The organism is Enterococcus pingfangensis (assembly GCF_005405205.1).
GTDB lineage: Bacteria > Bacillota > Bacilli > Lactobacillales > Enterococcaceae > Enterococcus_A > Enterococcus_A pingfangensis.
In genome coordinates this window covers 22,670-43,417 of sequence record NZ_BJDP01000001.1, presented here as the reverse complement: position 1 = coordinate 43,417, position 20,748 = coordinate 22,670, and the positions used below count along the sequence as shown (strand labels likewise).

At 40.5% G+C, this 20,748-nt stretch carries 17 protein-coding genes; 4 read left to right on the top strand and 13 right to left on the bottom strand.

The window, feature by feature from the left end:
* Nucleotides 1-28: 28 nt before the first annotated feature.
* Nucleotides 29-1,942 (top strand): PTS fructose transporter subunit IIABC, encoded by a 1,914-nt coding sequence (locus FFM63_RS00210; RefSeq protein WP_137608330.1) that lies wholly within the window; start codon nt 29-31, stop codon nt 1,940-1,942.
* 65 nt (nt 1,943-2,007) lie between these two features.
* Here FFM63_RS00210 and FFM63_RS00205 read toward each other — a convergent pair whose 3' ends face one another.
* Together FFM63_RS00205 and FFM63_RS00200 are read right to left on the bottom strand one after the other, a co-directional pair.
* The gene (locus FFM63_RS00205) at nt 2,008-2,193 is read right to left on the bottom strand and encodes a hypothetical protein (protein WP_137608329.1); all 186 of its coding nucleotides are present in this window, start codon (nt 2,191-2,193) and stop codon (nt 2,008-2,010) included.
* A 15-nt stretch (nt 2,194-2,208) separates the two neighbouring features.
* Entirely contained in the window at nt 2,209-3,534 is a 1,326-nt protein-coding gene (locus FFM63_RS00200; RefSeq protein WP_137608328.1) for a hypothetical protein, read from the bottom strand.
* A 135-nt stretch (nt 3,535-3,669) separates the two neighbouring features.
* On the opposite strand from FFM63_RS00200, the gene FFM63_RS09760 reads away from it, so the two are divergent.
* Complete coding sequence (locus FFM63_RS09760) at nt 3,670-3,822, top strand: SPJ_0845 family protein (protein WP_171000165.1); 153 nt, start codon at nt 3,670-3,672, stop codon at nt 3,820-3,822.
* Here FFM63_RS09760 and yihA read toward each other — a convergent pair.
* The 7 genes from yihA to FFM63_RS00165 all read right to left on the bottom strand — a co-directional run bounded on the left by yihA (nt 3,819) and on the right by FFM63_RS00165 (nt 10,325).
* Nucleotides 3,819-4,415 carry a ribosome biogenesis GTP-binding protein YihA/YsxC gene (yihA, locus tag FFM63_RS00195; protein ID WP_137608327.1) on the bottom strand — a complete coding sequence of 199 codons (597 nt, stop codon included), beginning with the start codon at nt 4,413-4,415 and terminating at the stop codon, nt 3,819-3,821. The two genes, FFM63_RS09760 and yihA, sit on opposite strands and share 4 nt — an antisense overlap.
* Before the next feature lie 54 nt (nt 4,416-4,469).
* Nucleotides 4,470-5,717 (bottom strand): ATP-dependent Clp protease ATP-binding subunit ClpX, encoded by a 1,248-nt coding sequence (gene clpX, locus FFM63_RS00190; RefSeq protein ID WP_137608326.1) that lies wholly within the window; start codon nt 5,715-5,717, stop codon nt 4,470-4,472.
* Nucleotides 5,718-6,038: 321 nt separating this feature from the next.
* On the bottom strand, nt 6,039-7,322 hold the full coding sequence (gene tig, locus FFM63_RS00185; RefSeq protein ID WP_137608325.1) for a trigger factor: 1,284 nt from the start codon (nt 7,320-7,322) through the stop codon (nt 6,039-6,041).
* Between the two features lie 103 nt (nt 7,323-7,425).
* On the bottom strand, nt 7,426-8,349 hold the full coding sequence (locus FFM63_RS00180) for a tetratricopeptide repeat protein (protein WP_137608324.1): 924 nt from the start codon (nt 8,347-8,349) through the stop codon (nt 7,426-7,428).
* Nucleotides 8,346-8,891, bottom strand: coding sequence for an RDD family protein (locus FFM63_RS00175; protein WP_137608323.1), 546 nt, complete (start codon nt 8,889-8,891; stop codon nt 8,346-8,348). The genes FFM63_RS00180 and FFM63_RS00175 overlap by 4 nt, the downstream gene beginning before the upstream one ends.
* A 2-nt stretch (nt 8,892-8,893) precedes the next feature.
* The gene (sppA, locus tag FFM63_RS00170) at nt 8,894-9,922 is read right to left on the bottom strand and encodes a signal peptide peptidase SppA (RefSeq protein ID WP_137608322.1); all 1,029 of its coding nucleotides are present in this window, start codon (nt 9,920-9,922) and stop codon (nt 8,894-8,896) included.
* Nucleotides 9,923-10,037: 115 nt separating this feature from the next.
* On the bottom strand, nt 10,038-10,325 hold the full coding sequence (locus tag FFM63_RS00165; RefSeq protein WP_137608321.1) for a hypothetical protein: 288 nt from the start codon (nt 10,323-10,325) through the stop codon (nt 10,038-10,040).
* A 430-nt stretch (nt 10,326-10,755) separates the two neighbouring features.
* On the opposite strand from FFM63_RS00165, the gene glmS reads away from it, so the two are divergent.
* On the top strand, nt 10,756-12,564 hold the full coding sequence (gene glmS / locus FFM63_RS00160; RefSeq protein WP_137608320.1) for a glutamine--fructose-6-phosphate transaminase (isomerizing): 1,809 nt from the start codon (nt 10,756-10,758) through the stop codon (nt 12,562-12,564).
* Nucleotides 12,565-12,771: 207 nt separating this feature from the next.
* Here glmS and glmM read toward each other — a convergent pair whose 3' ends face one another.
* The 4 genes from glmM to nifJ all read right to left on the bottom strand — a co-directional run bounded on the left by glmM (nt 12,772) and on the right by nifJ (nt 19,917).
* Complete coding sequence (gene glmM, locus FFM63_RS00155; protein ID WP_137608319.1) at nt 12,772-14,127, bottom strand: phosphoglucosamine mutase; 1,356 nt, start codon at nt 14,125-14,127, stop codon at nt 12,772-12,774.
* A 23-nt stretch (nt 14,128-14,150) separates the two neighbouring features.
* Nucleotides 14,151-15,251 carry a CdaR family protein gene (locus tag FFM63_RS00150; protein WP_137608318.1) on the bottom strand — a complete coding sequence of 367 codons (1,101 nt, stop codon included), beginning with the start codon at nt 15,249-15,251 and terminating at the stop codon, nt 14,151-14,153.
* Entirely contained in the window at nt 15,248-16,132 is an 885-nt protein-coding gene (cdaA, locus tag FFM63_RS00145) for a diadenylate cyclase CdaA (RefSeq protein ID WP_137608317.1), read from the bottom strand. The genes FFM63_RS00150 and cdaA overlap by 4 nt, the downstream gene beginning before the upstream one ends.
* Before the next feature lie 116 nt (nt 16,133-16,248).
* Nucleotides 16,249-19,917, bottom strand: coding sequence for a pyruvate:ferredoxin (flavodoxin) oxidoreductase (gene nifJ / locus FFM63_RS00140; protein WP_137608316.1), 3,669 nt, complete (start codon nt 19,915-19,917; stop codon nt 16,249-16,251).
* A gap of 312 nt (nt 19,918-20,229) precedes the next feature.
* On the opposite strand from nifJ, the gene FFM63_RS00135 reads away from it, so the two are divergent.
* Nucleotides 20,230-20,745, top strand: coding sequence for a thioredoxin domain-containing protein (locus FFM63_RS00135; protein ID WP_137608315.1), 516 nt, complete (start codon nt 20,230-20,232; stop codon nt 20,743-20,745).
* Nucleotides 20,746-20,748 lie beyond the last annotated feature (3 nt).

Below are 20,748 nucleotides of genomic sequence, written 5' to 3'. Positions count from 1 at the left end.
TAGCAATTTAGAAATCGGAGGAATTATGATGGATATTAAAGAGTTATTGATCAAAGATGCCATGATCATGGATTTGCAGGCTGTGACTAAAGAAGCTGCAATCGATGAAATGGTTCAAAAAATGTATGACGCCGGTCGAATCTCAGATATCGATGTGTATAAAGAAGGTATTTTAAAACGCGAAGCTCAAACTTCAACTGGACTAGGTGATGGCATTGCGATGCCTCATGCAAAAAATAGTTCAGTAAAAGAAGCGACCGTTTTATTCGCAAAAAGTCAAACCGGAGTAGATTATGAAGCATTAGATGGACAGCCAACTTATTTATTCTTTATGATCGCCGCTCCAGAAGGGGCAAATGACACCCATCTTCAAGCTTTGGCCGCTTTATCAAGACTATTGATCGATCCTGATTTTGTTACAAAACTAAAAGCTGCTGAAACACCGGACCAAGTTCAAGCAACTTTTGAAGCTGCTGAAAAAGCGAAAGCCGCGGAAGAAAAAGCCGAAGCTGAAAAAAGTCAAGAAGATGATACGAACCGACGCTACATCGTCGCAGTAACCGCCTGCCCTACTGGGATCGCCCACACTTATATGGCAGAAGACGCTCTGAAGAAAAAAGCCAAAGAAATGGGTATCGACATCAAAGTCGAAACAAATGGTTCTGAAGGCATCAAGCATCGCTTGACCGAAGAAGATATTGCTCGTGCAGAAGGCGTCATCGTTGCTGCTGATAAAAAAGTTGAAATGAATCGATTCAATGGCAAGGAATTAGTCAATCGTCCAGTCAGCGACGGGATTCGCAAACCAGAAGAATTGATCAATTTAGCACTAAGCGGTAAAGCCCCTATTTATCACGGAAACAGCGAAGAGGCTGCTGCCGAAGATGAGAGTGATAACGGAACACTCGGTCAACGAATCTACAAAGATCTGATGAATGGTGTTTCCCACATGTTGCCATTTGTTATCGGCGGCGGGATTATGATTGCTTTATCATTTATGATTGACCAATTCATGGGTGTTCCCCAATCTGAATTAGCAAATCTTGGTAATTACAATCAAGCCGCGAGTTGGTTTAATCAAATCGGCAGCGCCGCATTTGGTTTCATGCTCCCTGTCCTTGCTGGTTTCGTCGCTTCTAGTATCGCTGATCGTCCAGGTTTGATTGTCGGTTTTTCTGCCGGTGCTTTAGCAAATGCTGGCGGTGCAGGATTCTTAGGTGCTTTGATTGGCGGTTTCTTAGCTGGTTATGTCATTATTTTCTTGAAGAAACTCTTTAAAAACTTGCCAAAATCACTTGAAGGAATCAAAGCGATTCTCTTTTATCCTTTCTTCGGCTTATTGATTACAGGCTTCTTGATGCTTTTAGTCAATGTTCCGATGAAAGCAATTAACGATGGCTTAAATGGCTTCTTGACTGGTCTTAGCGGATCTAACGCTATTTTACTTGGTGCCTTACTTGGTGGGATGATGGCAGTTGACTTAGGCGGGCCGATCAATAAAGCGGCTTATGTCTTCGGTACAGCAACCTTAGCTTCAAGCGTCGCACAAGGCGGTTCGATCGTGATGGCCGCAGTGATGGCAGGCGGAATGGTTCCCCCATTAGCAATTTTTGTTGCTACACGTTTATTCAAAAATAAATTCGAAAAAAGCCAAGTGGATGCTGGTTTGACAAACATCATCATGGGATTATCTTTCGTAACAGAAGGCGCGATTCCATTTGCGGCTGCTGATCCAATTCGTGTCATTCCAAGTTTTGTTGTCGGTTCTGCTCTAGCTGGCGGTTTAGTCGGTGCAGTTGGGATCAAATTACTTGCACCTCATGGCGGGATCTTCGTAGTCTTCCTATTAAGTCATCCTTTGCTTTATCTTTTATTCATCGCAATTGGCGCAATCGTTTCAGGAATCATCTACGGTTTAGTTAAAAAACCGGTAGCTAAATAACTCAAAAAGATCCGTTCTCAAAATGAGGACGGATCTTTTAATTTAGTGAAATGGTTGCTTTTTTATTACATCCAGCGATCTTTTCTGCGAACACGGACCGGTTGAGGTTTTGGTTTGACCGCGAATAAAACGATACCGATAAAAAATACGGTAATTGATAATGGAATCGCCAATGTCGCAAGCGGCAACATAAATATCAGCCCAACAATCAATAAACAACTGCCCATAATCTTAATGTATCTTTGATCCATAATAAACCTCTCCTCTCAAATCTCAAGTATATCTAATTGATTTTTTAATGCGACTTTCTTTTGATCGATAAAGGAAACGATCAAGTGTTTCGACTCTTTCTCCAACGAAAAAGTGAGCGAATCATTTTTACGACTGATCTGGTGGATCGTAATGTCGTTTAAGGCTCGCCTCAATTCTTCCGAAGGAAAATCTAAGAAAGCTTTTTTCGGGATAAACAATTGCAAGATGGCGGTATACTCCTTGTAACGCTTGTCATGGATCTCAAATTCCATTGAATCACGAATATAATATTCAAAAGCCGCTAAGCCCTGATCCAACGTTAACTCAGGATACAAAATATGATAATTCATCATCCGCTCGCTTTTATCATCGATCCACGGAAAATAGGCCAGCGCATTTAACCCGCCCTTCATTCGGTTAACTCGGTACTGATCAGTTAAAAAATTATATGTGCGTGTCACAAAATAAGAAGCATTGCGCTTTTCAGTTGGTTGAAATCGTTCATTTTGATATTGGACTGTTTGGATCACTGTATCTTCAAAAGCAAATTCGATATATGGCTGTTTTAATAATCCGACTCCATTGGTATAAGATAGTTGCGGGATGCCTAATTGATCACGAAACAACTGCTGAAACTTTAAGTTTGCTGCTTCCTGCCATTGAAATGGATCTTTGTGCAATTCAAAAAAGACGCCTTCGCCAAGTTCTGCCACTTGTTCGACTTGCTGGATCTCTAATAACAGTTGCTTGGCAAACAATGTTTTGTAAGGCGCACCTAAAAATAACCGCCAGCAAGCTGTCAAACAAACACCTTTATAAAAGACATCGTACCCTGGAAAAACATTACAATCGACAACGATATCTCCGTTAAGCCCTTTCATTTTAGCCAACGTCTTAGTCTCTTCTGCCGTTTCAAATGAACGCCGTTTCGCTAATTCGCTCGTATTGTGATACAAATACTCCGCATAAGAGCGCATGTAAGCGAAAGAACCGTGTTCGATCAAGCGTGTTTTCAAGTAATCTAGATAGACCTTTTCCCAATAATAAAAATTAGTCTCATTGATGATACTTTTTTCAAATAGTCGATCCCCCATCAGATGAATAGTCGTTTCTTCTTCGTCATTTTGTAATTGAAGCCAATAATCTTCATTCAGACCAAATTCAGCAATCAGCTGTTGCAAAATTCGCTGATCAAACGCCTGATCTTTTCCGTTGATCGACATTTCAGCCGGTTCCAGCAATAGACGGCTCATAATTAGCCAGTCTTCCATTTTCAATCGGATATCTTCTTGTTTTAAATCATGCAGCTGACTAACACAGTATAATTGATTTTTTCCCATTGCCTTCCCCTTTCCTATTTATCTATTATAATTATATCGTAAAGATTAAAAAATCCCTATAAAATTGATTACTAAGTTTTAAAAAATTGTATACTATAATGAATTATGTTAAAACTTAAAAATGGAGGTGCTCAAATGGGCTTAAAATTTGAAAAAACCGATGATTTGGATAAATTATTTGAATCTTTTGTAGTTGATCCAGATAAAAAAGTACAGAAGGACGAAGATATTCAAAAGTTCTTAAAACCAAAAATAGAACCATCAGACAAAAAAAAGGACCGAGCTTAAGCTCGGTCCTTTTCGATTGCAGCTTCAATTGCTTGCCAGGCTTCTTCTTTCCCTTTTTTTGTTTCAGAAGAGAATAGAATAAAGGTATCATTGGAATCAAAATCTAGTTTTTTCTTGATCGCGCTCGTATGTTTGTTCCATTTTCCACGCGGGATTTTATCCGCCTTCGTCGCAACCACAATCACAGGGATATCGTAATACTTCAGAAATTCATACATCTGGATATCTTCTTTACTAGGATCATGACGCAAATCAACTAATGAGACCACTGCCCGCAGCTGTTCGCGAGTAGTAATGTAGGTCTCGATCATCTCGCCCCATTTTGCCCGTTCTGTCTTAGAAACCTTCGCGTAGCCGTAACCAGGTACGTCGACAAAATGCAAAGCATTCTCGATCAAATAAAAATTTAAAGTCTGAGTTTTCCCAGGTTTTCCTGAAGTCCGTGCCAGGTTCTTGCGATCAATCAATGTATTGATAAAAGAAGATTTACCAACATTCGAGCGACCCGCCAAAGCAATCTCAGGCAATTCAGTTTCAGGATATTGTTTAGGTGAGACCGCACTGATGACGATCTCTGCATTATGCACTTTCATTCTTCCACGCCTTTCAAAAAGGGTCCACAAATTACTTTGTGAACCCTTCATTCGTTAACCTGCTTTTTTTGTATCGTTGTGATACTTGATAATTGGTTTACCCGATCCCTCAACAGAATCTTTTGTAACGATGACTTTTTCAATCGATTCATCTGAAGGAATGTCGAACATGACATCCATCATCACATCTTCAATGATTGAACGCAACCCGCGTGCACCTGTATTACGAGCAATCGCTTTTTCGGAAATCGCGTTCAGTGCATCCGCATCAAAAGTTAATTCAGTCTCATCATAAGAAAGTAATTTTTGATATTGTTTAACCAACGCATTTTTTGGTTCTGTCAAAATACGAACCAAGTCTTCTGTCGTTAGTTTTTCTAATGCTGTCGTAACCGGCAACCGCCCGATGAATTCTGGGATCAACCCAAATTTCAATAAATCTTCAGGGATGATTTGCTGCATAACACTTTCGTTTTCATCAAGCTTTTTATTGTTTTGACCAAAGCCAATCGTTTTTTCGCCTAGACGGTTCTTAACGATTGTTTCGATCCCGTCAAACGCACCACCAACGATAAACAAAATATTTGTTGTATCGATTTGGATGAATTCTTGATGCGGATGCTTGCGTCCTCCCTGCGGTGGTACGCTGGCAATCGTGCCTTCAAGAATTTTAAGCAATGCTTGCTGAACGCCTTCACCTGAAACATCACGGGTAATTGAGACATTTTCACTCTTGCGGGTGATCTTATCGATTTCATCGATATAAATGATCCCTTTTTCAGCACGTTCAACATTGTAATCAGCAGATTGTAACAGCTTTAATAGAATGTTTTCAACGTCTTCACCGACATAGCCGGCTTCAGTCAAACTAGTAGCATCTGCGATCGCAAATGGTACGTTCAACGTTCTTGCCAAAGTTTGCGCTAAAAATGTTTTACCCGAACCAGTCGGCCCGATCAAACAAATATTGCTCTTTTGCAATTCAACTTCGTCAACTCCATCATTTTCAGCATTTACTCGTTTGTAATGATTGTACACAGCAACGGACAATGCTTTTTTCGCACGATCTTGTCCAATCACATATTGATTTAAAACATCTAATAATTCTTTAGGTTTTGGTACATCAATAAACTCACGAATAGCTTCTTCATGGAATTCTTCATCTATGATCTCTTTACAAAGGTCGATACATTCATTACAAATGTAAACACCCGGACCTGCAACGACTTTTTTTACTTCTTCTTGGGTCTTTCCACAAAATGAACAGCGGACTGTTTCACCTGCGCCTGTGCTCTCATACATGGTTTTCACCTCTTGTTTCTTTCTCTACAAGTGTTTCCACGATTGCAGTCTTTATCTATAATAACATAAAGCCCTAAAAAGACAAAGAATCCGAAGAAATTTAGAAAGAATTTCTAAAGAAAAAAGTTCTCGAAAAACCGAGAACTTCTCTGATTATTTTGCGTACCAAGCTAAACCTTCATATTTCCAGCACTTTTCGGCCAAATTATCTTTGCCAAAAGAGTATAAGACATAAAAAAGTATGCAGCATAGTTTCATGCTGCATACTTAAAAATTTATTTAGTCTTCGCTACTAAGAGACAAAAAGTCTAGTCGCTAAACTTATTTTTCTACGGCTGTTCCAGTTACTAGTTCAACTGCTTTTTTCATTTTGATGTCATGTTCGATCATGTCTTCTGTTAGGACACGACGGATTTGTTCTTCTGGCATTTGATACATATCTGCTAATTCTTTGATTTCTTTAGCGATATCTTCTTCTGTTGCTTCGATTTTTTCCGCTTCAACGATTGTTTCCATTACTAAGTTTGTCTTCACACGGTTTTCAGCTTCGCCTTCAAATTGTGTATGAAGATCTTCTTCAGTAGAACCAGTTAATTGATAGTACATTTCTGGTGAGATTCCTTGACGTTGCATGTTGTTTAGGAATTCATCCATTGAACGATGAACTTCGTCATGAACCATTACATGCGGAAGGTCTACGATTTCAGCATTTTCAACGGCTTGTTTGATTGCTGCTTCGTCTTTTGCTTCTTTTGCGGCTTCTTCTTTTTGTTTTGTTAATTCTTCAAGATATTTTGCTTTTAATTCGTCTAAAGAATTTACTTCTTCATCAACATCTTTAGCAAAATCATCGTCTAATTCAGGTAATTCTTTTGCTTTTACTTCATGGATCGTTACTTTGAAGATAGCTTCTTTACCTGCTAAATCTTCAGCTTGGTAGTCTGCTGGGAAAGTAACTGTTACGTCTAAGCTTTCACCTGCTTTGTGACCAACTAATTGTTCTTCAAAGCCAGGAATGAATGAGCCAGAACCTAATTCAAGTGAATAGTTTTCACCTTTACCGCCTTCAAATGCTTCGTCTCCGACAAAACCTTCAAAATCGATAACAGTTGTGTCGCCATTTTCAGCGGCTTCGTCTTCTTTGATGACTAATTCTGCTTGAGATTCTTGTTCTGATTTCAAACGAGCATCTACGTCAGCTTCATTTACTTCTACATCTTGTTTAGGAACTTCAAGTTCTTTGTAGTCGCCTAATTTTACTTCAGGTTTTACAGTAACTTCTGCTTTGATGACCCAAGATTCGCCTTTTTCCATGCTGTCTACGTCAATTTTTGGTTGAGCGACTGGATCGATCCCAGCTTCTTTTACAGCAGCTTCATAAGCAGTTGGCAATACGTCGTTTAACGCATCTTCATATAATGCTTCTTCACCATACATCCGGTTAAATACTTGACGAGATACTTTTCCTTTACGGAAGCCAGGTACATTAAGATTTTTTTTCACTTTGTTGAATGCATTTGTTAATCCTTTTTGAATCTCAGTTTGTTCAATTGAAAATGTTAACACACCATCATTGGTGCCTGTTTTTTCAAAATTTACAGTCACGTTTGTTCCCTCCGAATACTAATATACTTGCATTTTGCATACCATTAAATATTACACTACTGATTATAAAATGTAAATATAAAGCTTTTACTATCGGCATTTTTTAATGGTAATCAAACATCAGCTGCTTGATTTTTTCACGGATTGCTTCGATCGTTTCGTCAAGCGCCTCTGCTTCATCCAAATAATCAGCTAGATAACTGGAAGCCCAAGCTTCTGGCTTTAGATAAGCCGGCTGCAATGGATATAAAAAAGCCATTTCTAACTTGACTTGTTCTAATATGTTAGCTAAAAGAATCGGATCATTATCACTCAGCTTTTCATCCAGCCGCGTTTCAATCTCAGTTTGTAAAGTTACATCAAATCCAGTCTCTGCTGGTGACAACTCCACGATCTCAGCCTGAATGGTCAAATAGCGGACTTTATCAGCAACCCCCACGCGTGCCAAGCTTTCAAATAAATAGCTGCGAACTAACGGAGCTACTTTAGGATCAATCATGAATGCTTCAGCTAATGATCTCAAACGTTCTTCTGGAAGCTGTTTGATTTTGCGGACCAGCATCAACTGCTCCATCGGCATTAATGTTGGTAATTGACTAAGTTGCTCCTCAAGTTGTTTAAGTAACGTTTGCTGCTGTCTTTGATAAAACGCTTCTTGATCATCGATCCGCAGCAGCCAAAGTTCGTTTTGTTCTTCGGTCAGCAGCTGATCCTTTTGCGCCCGCCATAAAAATTCACGCGCAGCAAAAAAATTTTTTGAATATGCTTGGACCTGCAAATACAAATCGACTGTTTCAGCATTTTCAAGATAACTGTCGGCTGCTTCATTTGCATATTCTAATGCCTCAGCAAATTCACCTTGTTCTAGCGCCAAACTTGCGATCAAACGATTGAGTTTCGGCGAAGGATTTTCTTGATAAGCAAGTTGATAATTTTCTAACGCTTGCTGATAGTTGCCGGCTGAAAATGCTTCTTCGGCCAGCGCTAAATAATATTGATCATTATTGGGAAATTCTATCGGATTCATTCTTTAATAAAGCCCTCTCTAGCTGCTAATAAGTTTATGGTTACCACACTGGTATCGGAAAAGTAATCGCCGATGTGCTGTTTGTTCGCTGTAAAAATCGTTACAAGATACCCAATCATAAAAAATGATCCACGCAGAACAAATCGGCAAGCCCCTTCTCTGATCAAAACTGTTTGCCAACTTAATTCTTCTTCAGTAAAGCAGATGACTCGGATACCAAACACCATTTTTCCAATCGTTTGTCCATGATTTAATTTTGTCAACAAAATAAAATACGCCAAATAAATCAGAAGTGTCAACGATCCGTATACACTTAACAATTCAGTGCTTTTTGTCAAACCAAATAAATTCGCGGGCAAACCCAGCAAAAGCCCTGTCACCGCAGAAATACATAGTAAATCTAATAAATAAGCAAACAACCGAATCAAAAAACCGGCATAGAAATAATTAGGATAATCATGAAACTGCGGCCGCCGATTTTGTTTTTCCAGTAAGCGTGTCACCGGTCCAACTGCCGGTTTTTGGCTGGTTTCTTCGTTCATACTTACTCACCTCCGTAAAGATACATTGCTTTAGGCGCTTGAGGCGTACCGACACTTTCAACGATATTTCTGACTAATTCTTCTTGTGAAGGTTTGATTCCTTGAAGTTCTGCCAAACTATTGCCTAGCCAAGTATTCATAAAATTGGTCGATCCGCTAGTATAAGAAACAACTTTTGCATCACTCAAATTTTTATCTTTCTTCAGTGCTTTTAGCGCTTGATCGGGATAACCAAGTGTATCGACTAAGCCGTTTTCGACCGCTTGTGCCCCATCATAAATTCTGCCGTCCGCCAACTTGCGCACATCGGCTTCATTCATATCGCGTCCTTCCGCGACTGTTTTTACAAAACGACCATACATGCTGTCAACAAAAGCTTGCAAGACTTCTTTGTCTTCCTCTGTTTGTGGACGCGAGGAGGAACCAATATCTTTTAACGCACCGCTCTTGATTGTCGTATCGCTGATACCGATTTTTTCCATTAATCCGGAATAGTTCATACTAGACATGATAACCCCAATCGAACCGGTCATCGTGTCTTCAGTCGCGTAGATTTTATCCGAATTGGCCGCAATGTAATAGCCGCCGCTTGCTGCTTGGCTTTCCATCGAAGCATAAATTGGGATCTCCTTAGATGCTTGAAGCTCCTTCAACGCACGAGTGATCTCAGCAGTCTCATACACAGATCCTCCTGGAGAATTGATTTCCAACAAGATTCCTTTGACTTTAGAATCATTTTTGATCTTCGCCAATTGTTGCATGAAGGATTCATGGTTGTATCCGCCAGTCGAGAACAGACCACTGGTTCCATCATCAATAATTGCACCTTCTACTACTAGTTTGACGATTTTTTGATTATTTGAGCCAGTTTCTTCTGTTTTTTCTTGTACTTCGTTTGTCCCATACAATAATTCATTGACTTGACTAAGTTCTTTTTTTTCGTCTTTTTTGCTGCTGACTGCTGACGCTATCCCAGATAAAATCAATAAGATTACTGCAATACCAATAGCAGCCCACCGTCTTTTATTCATCGTTTTCCTCCTCATTCGTACGAATACTTTTGAATGCACCTATTTCCGATTTTTTTGGACATATCTCTTTAACGTACAGCTGTTTTTTGCCGGAAAATGACCTTGAATCCGAATTTTAATATAAATTGCGGATAACTAAAACTTTTTCTATCGGGCCTTCGCCTTTCATCTTTTCAGCTTTCTCCAATAAAGAATACCCGCCGAAAAATTCATGGGTCAAAGGATCTTCAATTTTAAATGCTTGTGCGGCTTCAATACTCAAAGCATCTGGACTGATTTCTTGGATGCTATCCCAGCCGGTATCTAAAAAGATTTTGGTTTCATCCGTGACTTCTGGATCATTCGTCAGCTGTGCTAAAAATTTACGTAATTCTCCGACCGTTAAATTCTCTAGTTGATTCATTCAAATTTCCTCCTCTTTTGTGCCAAACTCCTTACAACTCCGCCTATCAAGCAGAATCTCTGTAAATAATACTCTTCCATTCTAACCTATTCTTCTAATAGATGAAACGCAGAAACAAATCAACCTTCTTAGCTTTTTTCACAAATTACATATATACCAATTCGATAAAAATAAAAAAATATTTGACTAGTCGGAAAGTTTATATTATATTAGTCCTTGTTTCCGATAATAAAACAAAAAAATCTTAAACGTACCAATAAGATAGCGCCAGACCCCTTTCAAGGGTGACGAGGAAGAAGTTAATCGAAGGATTCGGCGGGTGGCTTCAGGGCAGCTGTGCTCTACAGATCATTACAAAAACTTTATAAAAGAACAAAAAAATGGTCAGACAGCTCGGAAACATATAATGCTAGGAAAGTAGGAAAACATTATGTGTGGAATTGTAGGAATCGTAGGAAATGCGCAAGCAACAAGTATTTTAGTTAATGGATTGGAGAAATTAGAATATCGTGGATACGACTCTGCTGGTATTTTTGTAGCAGATCAAAACGAAGATTTCTTGATCAAATCACAAGGACGAATCAAAGAGTTAGCCGGCAAAATCGGCGAAGACGTTCACGGTACAATCGGAATCGGTCATACACGCTGGGCAACTCACGGCGAACCAAGTGAAGAAAACGCTCATCCTCACACTTCACAAAGTAAGCGCTTTGTATTAGTTCATAATGGTGTGATTGAAAATTATGATGATTTAAAAGAAGAATATTTAGCAAATGATACTTTTTATGGCGAAACCGATACAGAGATTGCTGTTCACTTAGTCGAATATTTTGCTGATCAAGGTCTTTCGACTAAAGACGCTTTTCGAAAAGCGTTGAAAGAGATCCACGGTTCTTACGCTTTCGGTTTGATCGACAAAAATGATCGTGAAACGATTTACGTCGGAAAAAATAAAAGTCCGTTATTGATTGGATTAGGCGACGGCTTCAATGTTGTCTGCAGCGATGCAATGGCTATGTTAGAACAAACCAATCAATTTGTTGAGATCAATGATGGCGAAATGGTCATCGTAACAAAAGAACATGTTGAGATCGAAGACGAAAACGGCAATGAGATTCAACGTGCCCCTTACGAAGCAAAAATCGATCTTTCTGATATGGAAAAAGGTACTTATCCTTACTACATGTTGAAAGAAATCGATGAACAACCTGCAACGATGCGTCGGATCATCAGTGAATATACTGATGAAACAGGAACCGTCGTAATCGACAACGACTTATTACAAAGCTTATTAGCGAGTGATCGTATTTACATCGTTGCTTGCGGTACAAGTAACAACGCCGGTTGGGCAAGCAAACAAATCATTGAAGGCTTAGCAGATATTCCAGTTGAGATTCATCTGTCGAGTGAATTCGGTTATAACATGCCGCTCCTTTCAAAAAAACCATTCTTCATTTATTTAACTCAAAGCGGTGAAACAGCAGACAGCCGTCAAGTGTTAGTTAAAACGAACGAATTAGGGCATCCTGCACTTACAATAACGAATGTCGCAGGCTCTACCTTATCGCGTGAAGCAAGCTACACGATGTTATTACACGCTGGACCTGAAATCGCGGTGGCTTCAACTAAGGCCTATACGGCTCAAATTGCAGCACTAACTGTCTTAGCTAAAGCTGTTGGACAAGCAAAAGGAATTGTAGCAGCCAAAGAATTCGATTTAACGAAAGAATTAGGGATCGCAGCCAACGCGATGGATGTCATGATCTCTGAAAAAGCAATGATCGAAGAATTGGCGAAAGAATACTTAGCAACGACTCGGAACGCTTTTTATATCGGACGTTCAGAAGATTATTATGTTTCGATGGAAGTTGCTCTAAAATTAAAAGAGATTTCTTACATTCAAGCAGAAGGTTTTGCAGCTGGCGAACTAAAACATGGAACAATCGCCTTGGTCGAAGAAGGCACACCGGTTATCGGAATCATCACTGAAGCAGTGACTGCTCCTCATACTCGTGGAAATCTGCGGGAAGTAGAGAGCCGCGGTGCTCATACATTGGTCATCGTTTCAGAAGAATTGAGCAAAGAAGGCGATCAAATTATTTTACCGATCGTTCACCAATTCTTACGTCCGCTTGTTTCTGTTATCCCCGGACAATTGATTGCTTATTACGCAACCTTATTACGCGGCTATGATGTCGACAAACCACGTAACTTAGCAAAATCAGTTACTGTAGAATAAATCAAAAAGCGGACACTTGCAAAAAATAGTCTAATCTATTTCGCAAGTGTCCGCTTTTTTTGGAAACGTCATTATTAATAAAACAGAGGGATGACAAAAGTTTGTCATCCCTCTTCTTTTTCTGAATAAACGTTGTGACAGAAGCAGTTTTAAGTAATAAGCCAAAAATTTCTTAAAACTGTTCACTTCCATCATAACCTCGTTTAGCTAGTCTAAACCGATTTCTTCACGGACAACCGCCGCGATTTTTTCAACGTAGTATTCAACTTTTTCATCGGTAGGCGCTTCTGCCATTACTCGCAATAATGGTTCTGTTCCTGAAGGTCGAACTAAGATACGGCCATCGCCATTCATCTCAGCTTCTGCTTCTTCAATCGCCTTTTTAATAGCTGGAACATCCATTGCACCATATTTATCGCTCACACGAATATTGACTAACTTTTGCGGATAGATCGTTACTTCTCCCGCAAGTTCAGATAGCTTCTTGCCAGTTTGTTTCATGATATTCAATAATTGAACGCCAGTCAACATGCCATCACCAGTCGTATTATAATCCAAGAACAAGACATGACCAGATTGTTCGCCGCCAAGATTGTACTCATTTTTGCGCATTTCCTCAACGACATAACGGTCGCCAACTTGAGTGATGACATCCGCTAACCCAATTTCTTCGATTGCTTTGTGAAAACCTAGATTGCTCATAACTGTCGTCACTACGGTATCTTTTTTCAACCGTTTGCGTTCAGCTAAATATTTAGCACAGATAAACATGATTCGGTCGCCGTCAACGATATTTCCTAACTCGTCCACCGCAATCACTCGGTCGCCGTCGCCATCAAAAGCCAGACCGACATCTGCACCTTTTTCAACTACCATTTTTGCCAATGTTTCAGGATGGGTCGAGCCAACGCCGGCATTGATATTCAAGCCGTTTGGTGACGTCCCCATCGTATAGAAGTCTGTTTCTAAATCTGCAAATAAACGATCGACACTTGTCGAAGTCGCACCATTTGCTGCATCGACACAGACAGTCAGACCTGATAGATCACCTGAAATTGTTTGGACCAAAAATTGTGAGTATTTCAATAAACCTTCATGAAATTCATCCAATGTTCCAAGTCCTTCAGCAGATGGACGAGGCAATGTATCTTCAGCTGCATCGATCAACGCTTCAATCTCAGCTTCTTGTTCATCGACTAATTTGAAACCGTCGCCGCCAAAAAATTTGATGCCGTTGTCTTCTGCGGGGTTATGAGAAGCAGAGATCATGACACCTGCCGAAGCTTTTTGTAGTCTTGTCAAATACGCCACACCTGGCGTTGAAATAACACCTAGTTGGAATACTTCGATCCCAACAGATAACAATCCAGAGATCAACGCTGTTTCTAATAATTCCCCAGAAATACGTGTGTCGCGCCCGACTAAAACCCGCGGACGTTCTTCACTTGTATGATGTTGGCTTAATACGTACCCGCCGCATCGTCCTAATTTAAATGCTAATTCCGGCGTTAATTCCTTATTCGCGATTCCGCGTACGCCGTCCGTTCCAAAATATTTACCCATTAAATTATATTTCCCTTCTCCATCTAGTTCGTTGATTGGTCTGTCGCCGCTTCTTGATCACTCGTCGTTTGAGTGGTACTTGTTTCAGAAGAGCTTGAAGCTTCACTTGAATTTTTGGATGCTTCTGTCGATGCGTCAGACTGATCTGTACTACTAGTTTCTGTTTCTTGTGATTTCTTGAATACCGGTGTCACTTGCGCGTTCACCGTTTTAGGATTAACTTGATAATTTCCAGCGACTGGTATATCGACCAATTTTTTAACGGTCCCTTGTATTTGACTGACATCGACTGGTATTCCGATACTGTCTATTTGATCAATTACTGATTCTGCACCGGCAATCGTTGCTTTTGAACGATTCAAGGTGATCTTGACACTTTCGATCGTTGAAGGCAGCGCTCCTTCTTGGATCGGATAAAGTGATACTTCTTTGCTTGGTGTCTGAATCTCAAGATTGATCGTAACATTTTGCGGATCGGACTGGATCGGCAACGCTTCTCCGCTGGCATTCAACGCTTGAACAGATGCGCGAATGCTCTTTTGATCCGCAGTCAGTTTGCTGCTGTCTACTGACGCGACTACACGATCGATTTCTTTCATCGTACTTTCGCCGGTCGTGATCTTGACTTTCGTTGGCTCGACAGACATCTGGCCAATCTCTAAACCGGAATTATTAGTTGTGCTGCTTAAAATCGGCGACACATCAAATTGCTTCGTCACTTTTTTCTCGATCGTAACCGAGATAGTCTCTGGTTCGATCGTTGCAACAAGCGAGCTGGATAAGTTCTTTGTTTTTAAGCGAACTTCATGTGTTCCTGTCGATAATTTCGTTAAATCAGCTACGACACTAAAATTATGCGTATCCGGGTCAACTTCCCGATTTAGCTGAATTCGATTTGCACCGCTCAACTTAACTGAAACAGTTGACGAGAAACCGTGGACAAAATATTCATCCGAATCATACTCAACGTTGATTGGTACATTTTGAAGTGCTTCTTCATAATTGGTTTCAGATGAGATCAAACGGCTGAAGCTTTGGCTGTTCACATTAAAAAACAGAATCAAACTAAACAATAATGAGATCAGCATATACGGTACATTGCTTTTTTTAAATTTAATTCTCATTTCTGGCCTCCTTTAGTCAATCCTTCCAAAAAGGTTTGCAAGAGACTCTTTTTACCAATATTTTTTTCATCCGGCAATAATTCTCGCCGCATCACAGCTAAATATTCTTCTTGAGATAGATCATGCAGAAATTCATTATTCAGTGTGATACTAACGCCGCCAGTCTCCTCAGAAACAATAAAGGTCAGTGCGTCGCTGACTTCGCTAATCCCTACCGCAGCCCGATGGCGCGTTCCAAATTCTTTTGGAATAAACATGCTGTCTGAAAGAGGCAGATAGGCTGAAGCAACAGCGATTTTACCGTTTCTAACGATCACAGCGCCATCATGCAAAGGCGTGTTCGGTATAAAGATATTGATCAATAATTCACCGGTGATATCTGCGTCCAGATCGATTCCCGTTTCAATGTATTCTTCCAATCCAGTAAAACGTTGAATCGTTACTAATGCGCCGATTTTCCTTTTGGACATGTATTGAATCGCTTTGTCAAAAGCCAGAATCATCCGCTCATCGTCGCGTTCTTCTTTCTTTGTCGTTTTAAAGAAAGAACTCCGCCCTAAATGTTCTAGTCCGCGTCGAACTTCTGGCTGGAAAATTACGATTGCCGCAATCACACCGTATGTAATGATTTGGTTCATCAACCACGACAATGTGTGCAACCCGATCAATTCCGCCACGATTCGGATCCCAATAAAAATCGCCACACCTTTGATTAATTGGACGGCTTTTGTTCCGCGAACAAGTTCAAACAAACGATAGATCAAAAACCAAACGACAAATATATCTAAAAGGTTGACGATAATATCCCAGGTTGAAAGATTCTCAGAAAAAAAGCTAAGCCAATATTCCGGTTTGAATAATTCAATTAGACGATTAGGCATAGATAACCTCTCTTTCTATCCAAAATTCTCTACAATTATACCACAGTGGTACAGTTCTGGCATAAGAATTGAACAGAAAAAGAGCCCTAGTAAACTAAGGCTCTTCAAAACTTTCACTACTTGTTGCGTTTCTCAGCTCGAGCGGCTCTGCGGGCAGCACGGCGCGCTTCCGCTTCTGGATCCACTGTACGTTCGCGAGTTGGTTTCGCCTCAGCAGCGACGCCAACAGCGACTTTCGTTCCTTCCAATTTTGCACGGATCTTTTCTTCCTGTCCAGCTAATCGTGCATAGTTGTAAAAACGAGTCTGTGCATCATCGACCGTCTTTTGGTATAGACGCTGCGCATCATCAGGCTGGATTCTTTCTAATGCTGAGAAGCGAGTCTGTTGCTTCATGAAGCTGATCATGTTGGCAAAATCAGGTTTTTTATAATCCAATGACATCGGATTTTTTCCTTTTTCGCGTTGTGTAGGATTAAAGCGATACAATGACCAATAACCTGAGTTGACAGCCTCTTTAGCTTCTTTCAATGTTTGACTCATCCCGCCGCGCAATCCATGATTGATACATGGCGTATAAGCGATGATCAATGATGGTCCAGGGAATTTCTCTGCTTCTTCTAAAGCTTTGATTGTTTGCATTTGGTTTGCACCTGATGCGATTTGCGCGACATAAACATTGCCGTATGTCATCGCCATCATCCCTAGATCTTTTTTAGACTGATATTTACCGCCGGCAGAGAATTTCGCAATAGCTGAAGCCGGTGTTGCTTTAGAAGTCTGACCGCCAGTATTTGAATAGACTTCATTATCCATGACTAAAATGTTCACATCCGCACCACTTGCCAAGATGTGATCGATCCCGCCAAAGCCGATATCATATGCCCAGCCATCGCCACCGAACATCCATTGACTCGTTTTGACGAACAAATCGCGGTTATCATAAATATCTGCTAATTTAGGATCAGCAGTGCCTTCTGCTTCAAGCGCTGCTGTCAATTTCGTTGCCCGCTGCTGCGTTCCTTCTGATTCGGACATATGATCCATCCAGTCCTCCATCAGATTGCGTAAAGGTTCAGAAACAGTATCTAAGACATCACTGATTTTATCAGCCAACTCTTTTCGCCGCGTTTGATTTGCTAAAAACATACCGTAACCATATTCAGCATTGTCTTCAAATAATGAATTAGACCACGCAGGACCTTGACCTTTTTCATTCGTTGTATAGGGACTGACTGGTGCTGCTGCGCCCCAAATAGATGAACAGCCTGTCGCGTTGGCGATCATCATTCGAGCACCAAACATTTGTGTCATCAATTTAACATACGGTGTTTCGCCGCAACCAGAACATGCGCCTGAAAACTCAAGCAGCGGTTGATTGAATTGCGATCCGATAACAGAATTTGTTTTTGCAGGGTTAGCTTTTTGTTTCAGCGTCATCGAAAAGGCCCAATTGATCGCTTGTTCTTTTTCTTCTTCGTAAGGTTTCATGACCAATGCTTTGTCTTTTGCAGGACACGCTTCAACACATAATCCACAGCCTGTGCAATCTTCAACTGAAACTTGGATGCGGTATTTCATCCCGTCAGCACCGCGCATTTCGCGAACGATGTAGCCTGCTGGTGCTTCTTCCATTTCCTCGTCATCTGCTAAAAACGGCCGAATTGCCGCATGCGGACAAACAAAGGAGCACTCATTACACATCGTGCAGCGATCACTGATCCAGTGAGGAACTTCTAGCGCAACACCCCGTTTTTCAAATTTCGCCGTCCCAGTTGGAATGCTTCCATCCGTCATCCCATTTGCTACAAGATCATTTACAGTCAAATCATTTCCTTGCTGTGAATTGATCGGTTCGACAATTTGTTCCACGTATTGAGAAACTGGAGTTTTACGAACTTTTTCAGGTATTTCAACGGTCCGCCAAGTCGCAGGAACTTGTACTTGGTGCAGCAATTCGACCGTTTGATTGATTGCCGCGATATTTTTTTCTACGATTTCCAACGATTTGCGACGATAGCTTTTATCAGCTTCAGCTCGCAAGATCGGCAAAATCTCATCAAATGGAATGATCCCTGTCAAACTAAAGAATGCGGTTTCCATCACAGTGTTGATTCGTGAACCAAGTCCGACTTCCATCGCCAATTTTGCGGCATTGATTGTATAAAATTTAATGTCATTTTCAGCGATGTAACGTTTCATCTTCGCAGGCAGTAATTTATCGATCTGGGCATCGCTCCACATAGAATTCATCAAAAAGATCCCGCCCGGTTTCAAGCCTTTCAATAAATCATAAGTATGAATATATGCTGGCGTATGACACGCGATAAAATCAGCACTTTCAACAAGATACGTTGAACGGATCGGTGTGTCACCAAAGCGCAAATGAGAAACCGTTAGTCCGCCGGATTTTTTTGAATCATAACTAAAATAGCCTTGAGCATATTTATCCGTATGGTCACCGATAATCTTGATCGCTGATTTGTTCGCGCCAACTGTCCCATCAGAGCCAAATCCCCAGAATTTTGCTTGGAACGTATTTGGATTAGTTAAATCAACAACTTCTCTTTTTTCCAATGACATATTTGTCACATCGTCAACGATTCCAATCGTAAACCGTTTTTTCGCTGTCTTCTTGTCTTTTGACAGTTCATCATAAACGGCGATGATTTGATCTGGCGTCACATCTTTTGAGCCTAAGCCAAAACGTCCGCCGATAACTTTCGGCCGAACATCTGCCTCATACATCACACTTTGAACATCTAATAAAAGAGGTTCTCCATCTGCTCCAGGTTCTTTTGAACGATCCAACACCGCAATTGATTTGACTGTAGCTGGCAATTTTTCTAAAAAGTTTTCCGTTGGGAACGGACGATACAGATGGATATTCAAAAATCCGACTTTACGGCCATTCGCATTTAAATAATCCACTGTCTGTTCGATTGTTTGAGCAACAGAACCCATCGCAACGATAACTTCTTCTGCATCTTCTGCACCATAATAAGTTACTAGATCGTAGTTGGTTCCACGAAGTTTATTGATCTCAAACATATATTTTTGTACGATCGCCGGCAACTCATCATAATAACGATTGACCGTTTCCCGCTGTTGGAAATGAACGTCAGGATTTTGATTGGTCCCGCTGATCATTGGGTGATTAGGATTCATGCTGCGTTTGCGGAAAGCGCGCAGTTTTTCTTGATCGACCAGGGGAGCCAATTCTTCATAATCAAGGACTTCCACTTTTTGAATTTCATGGCTCGTCCGAAATCCGTCAAAAAAGTTCATGAAAGGAAGGCTGCCTTCAATTGCGGCTAAATGTGCTACGGCGGACAAATCCATCACTTCTTGCACACTGCTTTCTTGCAGCATCGCAAAACCCGTTTGACGTGCCGCCATGACATCGCCATGGTCGCCAAAGATATTTAACGCGTTGGTCGTCACTGCTCGGCTCGCTACATGAAAAACGCCCGGCAATAATTCTCCGGCAATTTTATACATATTAGGGATCATCAACAGCAAGCCTTGTGATGCTGTATACGTTGTAGTCAGTGCACCCGTTTTCAACGCACCATGGACAACTCCAGCCGCACCAGCTTCTGATTGCATTTCTGTAATCGATACAGGTTGACCAAATATATTTTTCTTGCCCTGTGACGCCCATTGGTCGACTAGTTCGGCCATCGTTGAGCTGGGGGTGATTGGATATATTGCGGCTAACTCCGTGAATGCATAGGAAATATAAGCTGCTGCTGTATTTCCATCCATCGTTTTTTTCTTACGCATGTTTCTCCTCCTCATATATAGTAATATCCGGGTATTTCTTGCTGGAAATCCCTTCAGATTCCTCTGTTTGATACGCTCCAATTTTTCTAGGTGCTTGTAATTCATTGCAGAAAACTTGTCATTTTTTTAAATTTGGCAAGCGTAGAAAAATTAAAGTACTTTCCATATAACTATTGCTATAACGCTTTAATTATAAACCAACCTCGCACAATTTCAAACCTAGGTTTGAAGCTTTTTCATTTATTTATACGAAAAATTTTGTTTTCTAATCTTTTTTTTGTACACTATTAAGAGAAAGGACGTGTCTTTTTTATGGATATTTCGATTATTAACACAAAGCTAGTCAATGACTTCAATGGAATAAAGATTGGTTCCGATACTGCCCCTAAACGGTTAATTGAATTTATCAATCTGCGGTGTCCGTATTGTAAGCAATGGTTTGAACAATCTGATACTACTTTGAATCAGGCAGTTGCTGAAGGAAAAATCCAGCGAGTCATCAAATTATTAGATAAAGATAAAATTAGTTTGCAACGCGGAAATGTGATGCATGAATATATCAGCGCTGATCCTAAAAAAGCCTTGATCCAGATCCAACAAACCTTTGAGACTCAAGAGATTTGGAAAGACTTTGAATTAGAAGCGGTTGCTCAATACGCTGAAAAAACATTGCACTTTGCTCAACAGGCAAATCGAAGTTTGCAACAAGAAATTCGGAATGAAGCCGAACAAGCCAATATCACGTTTGTTCCGACGATCATTTTAGGTGAGCATATTTTTGATGAAGCGATCGATGACGCAACATTAAACTCCTATATTGCTGAATAAAAA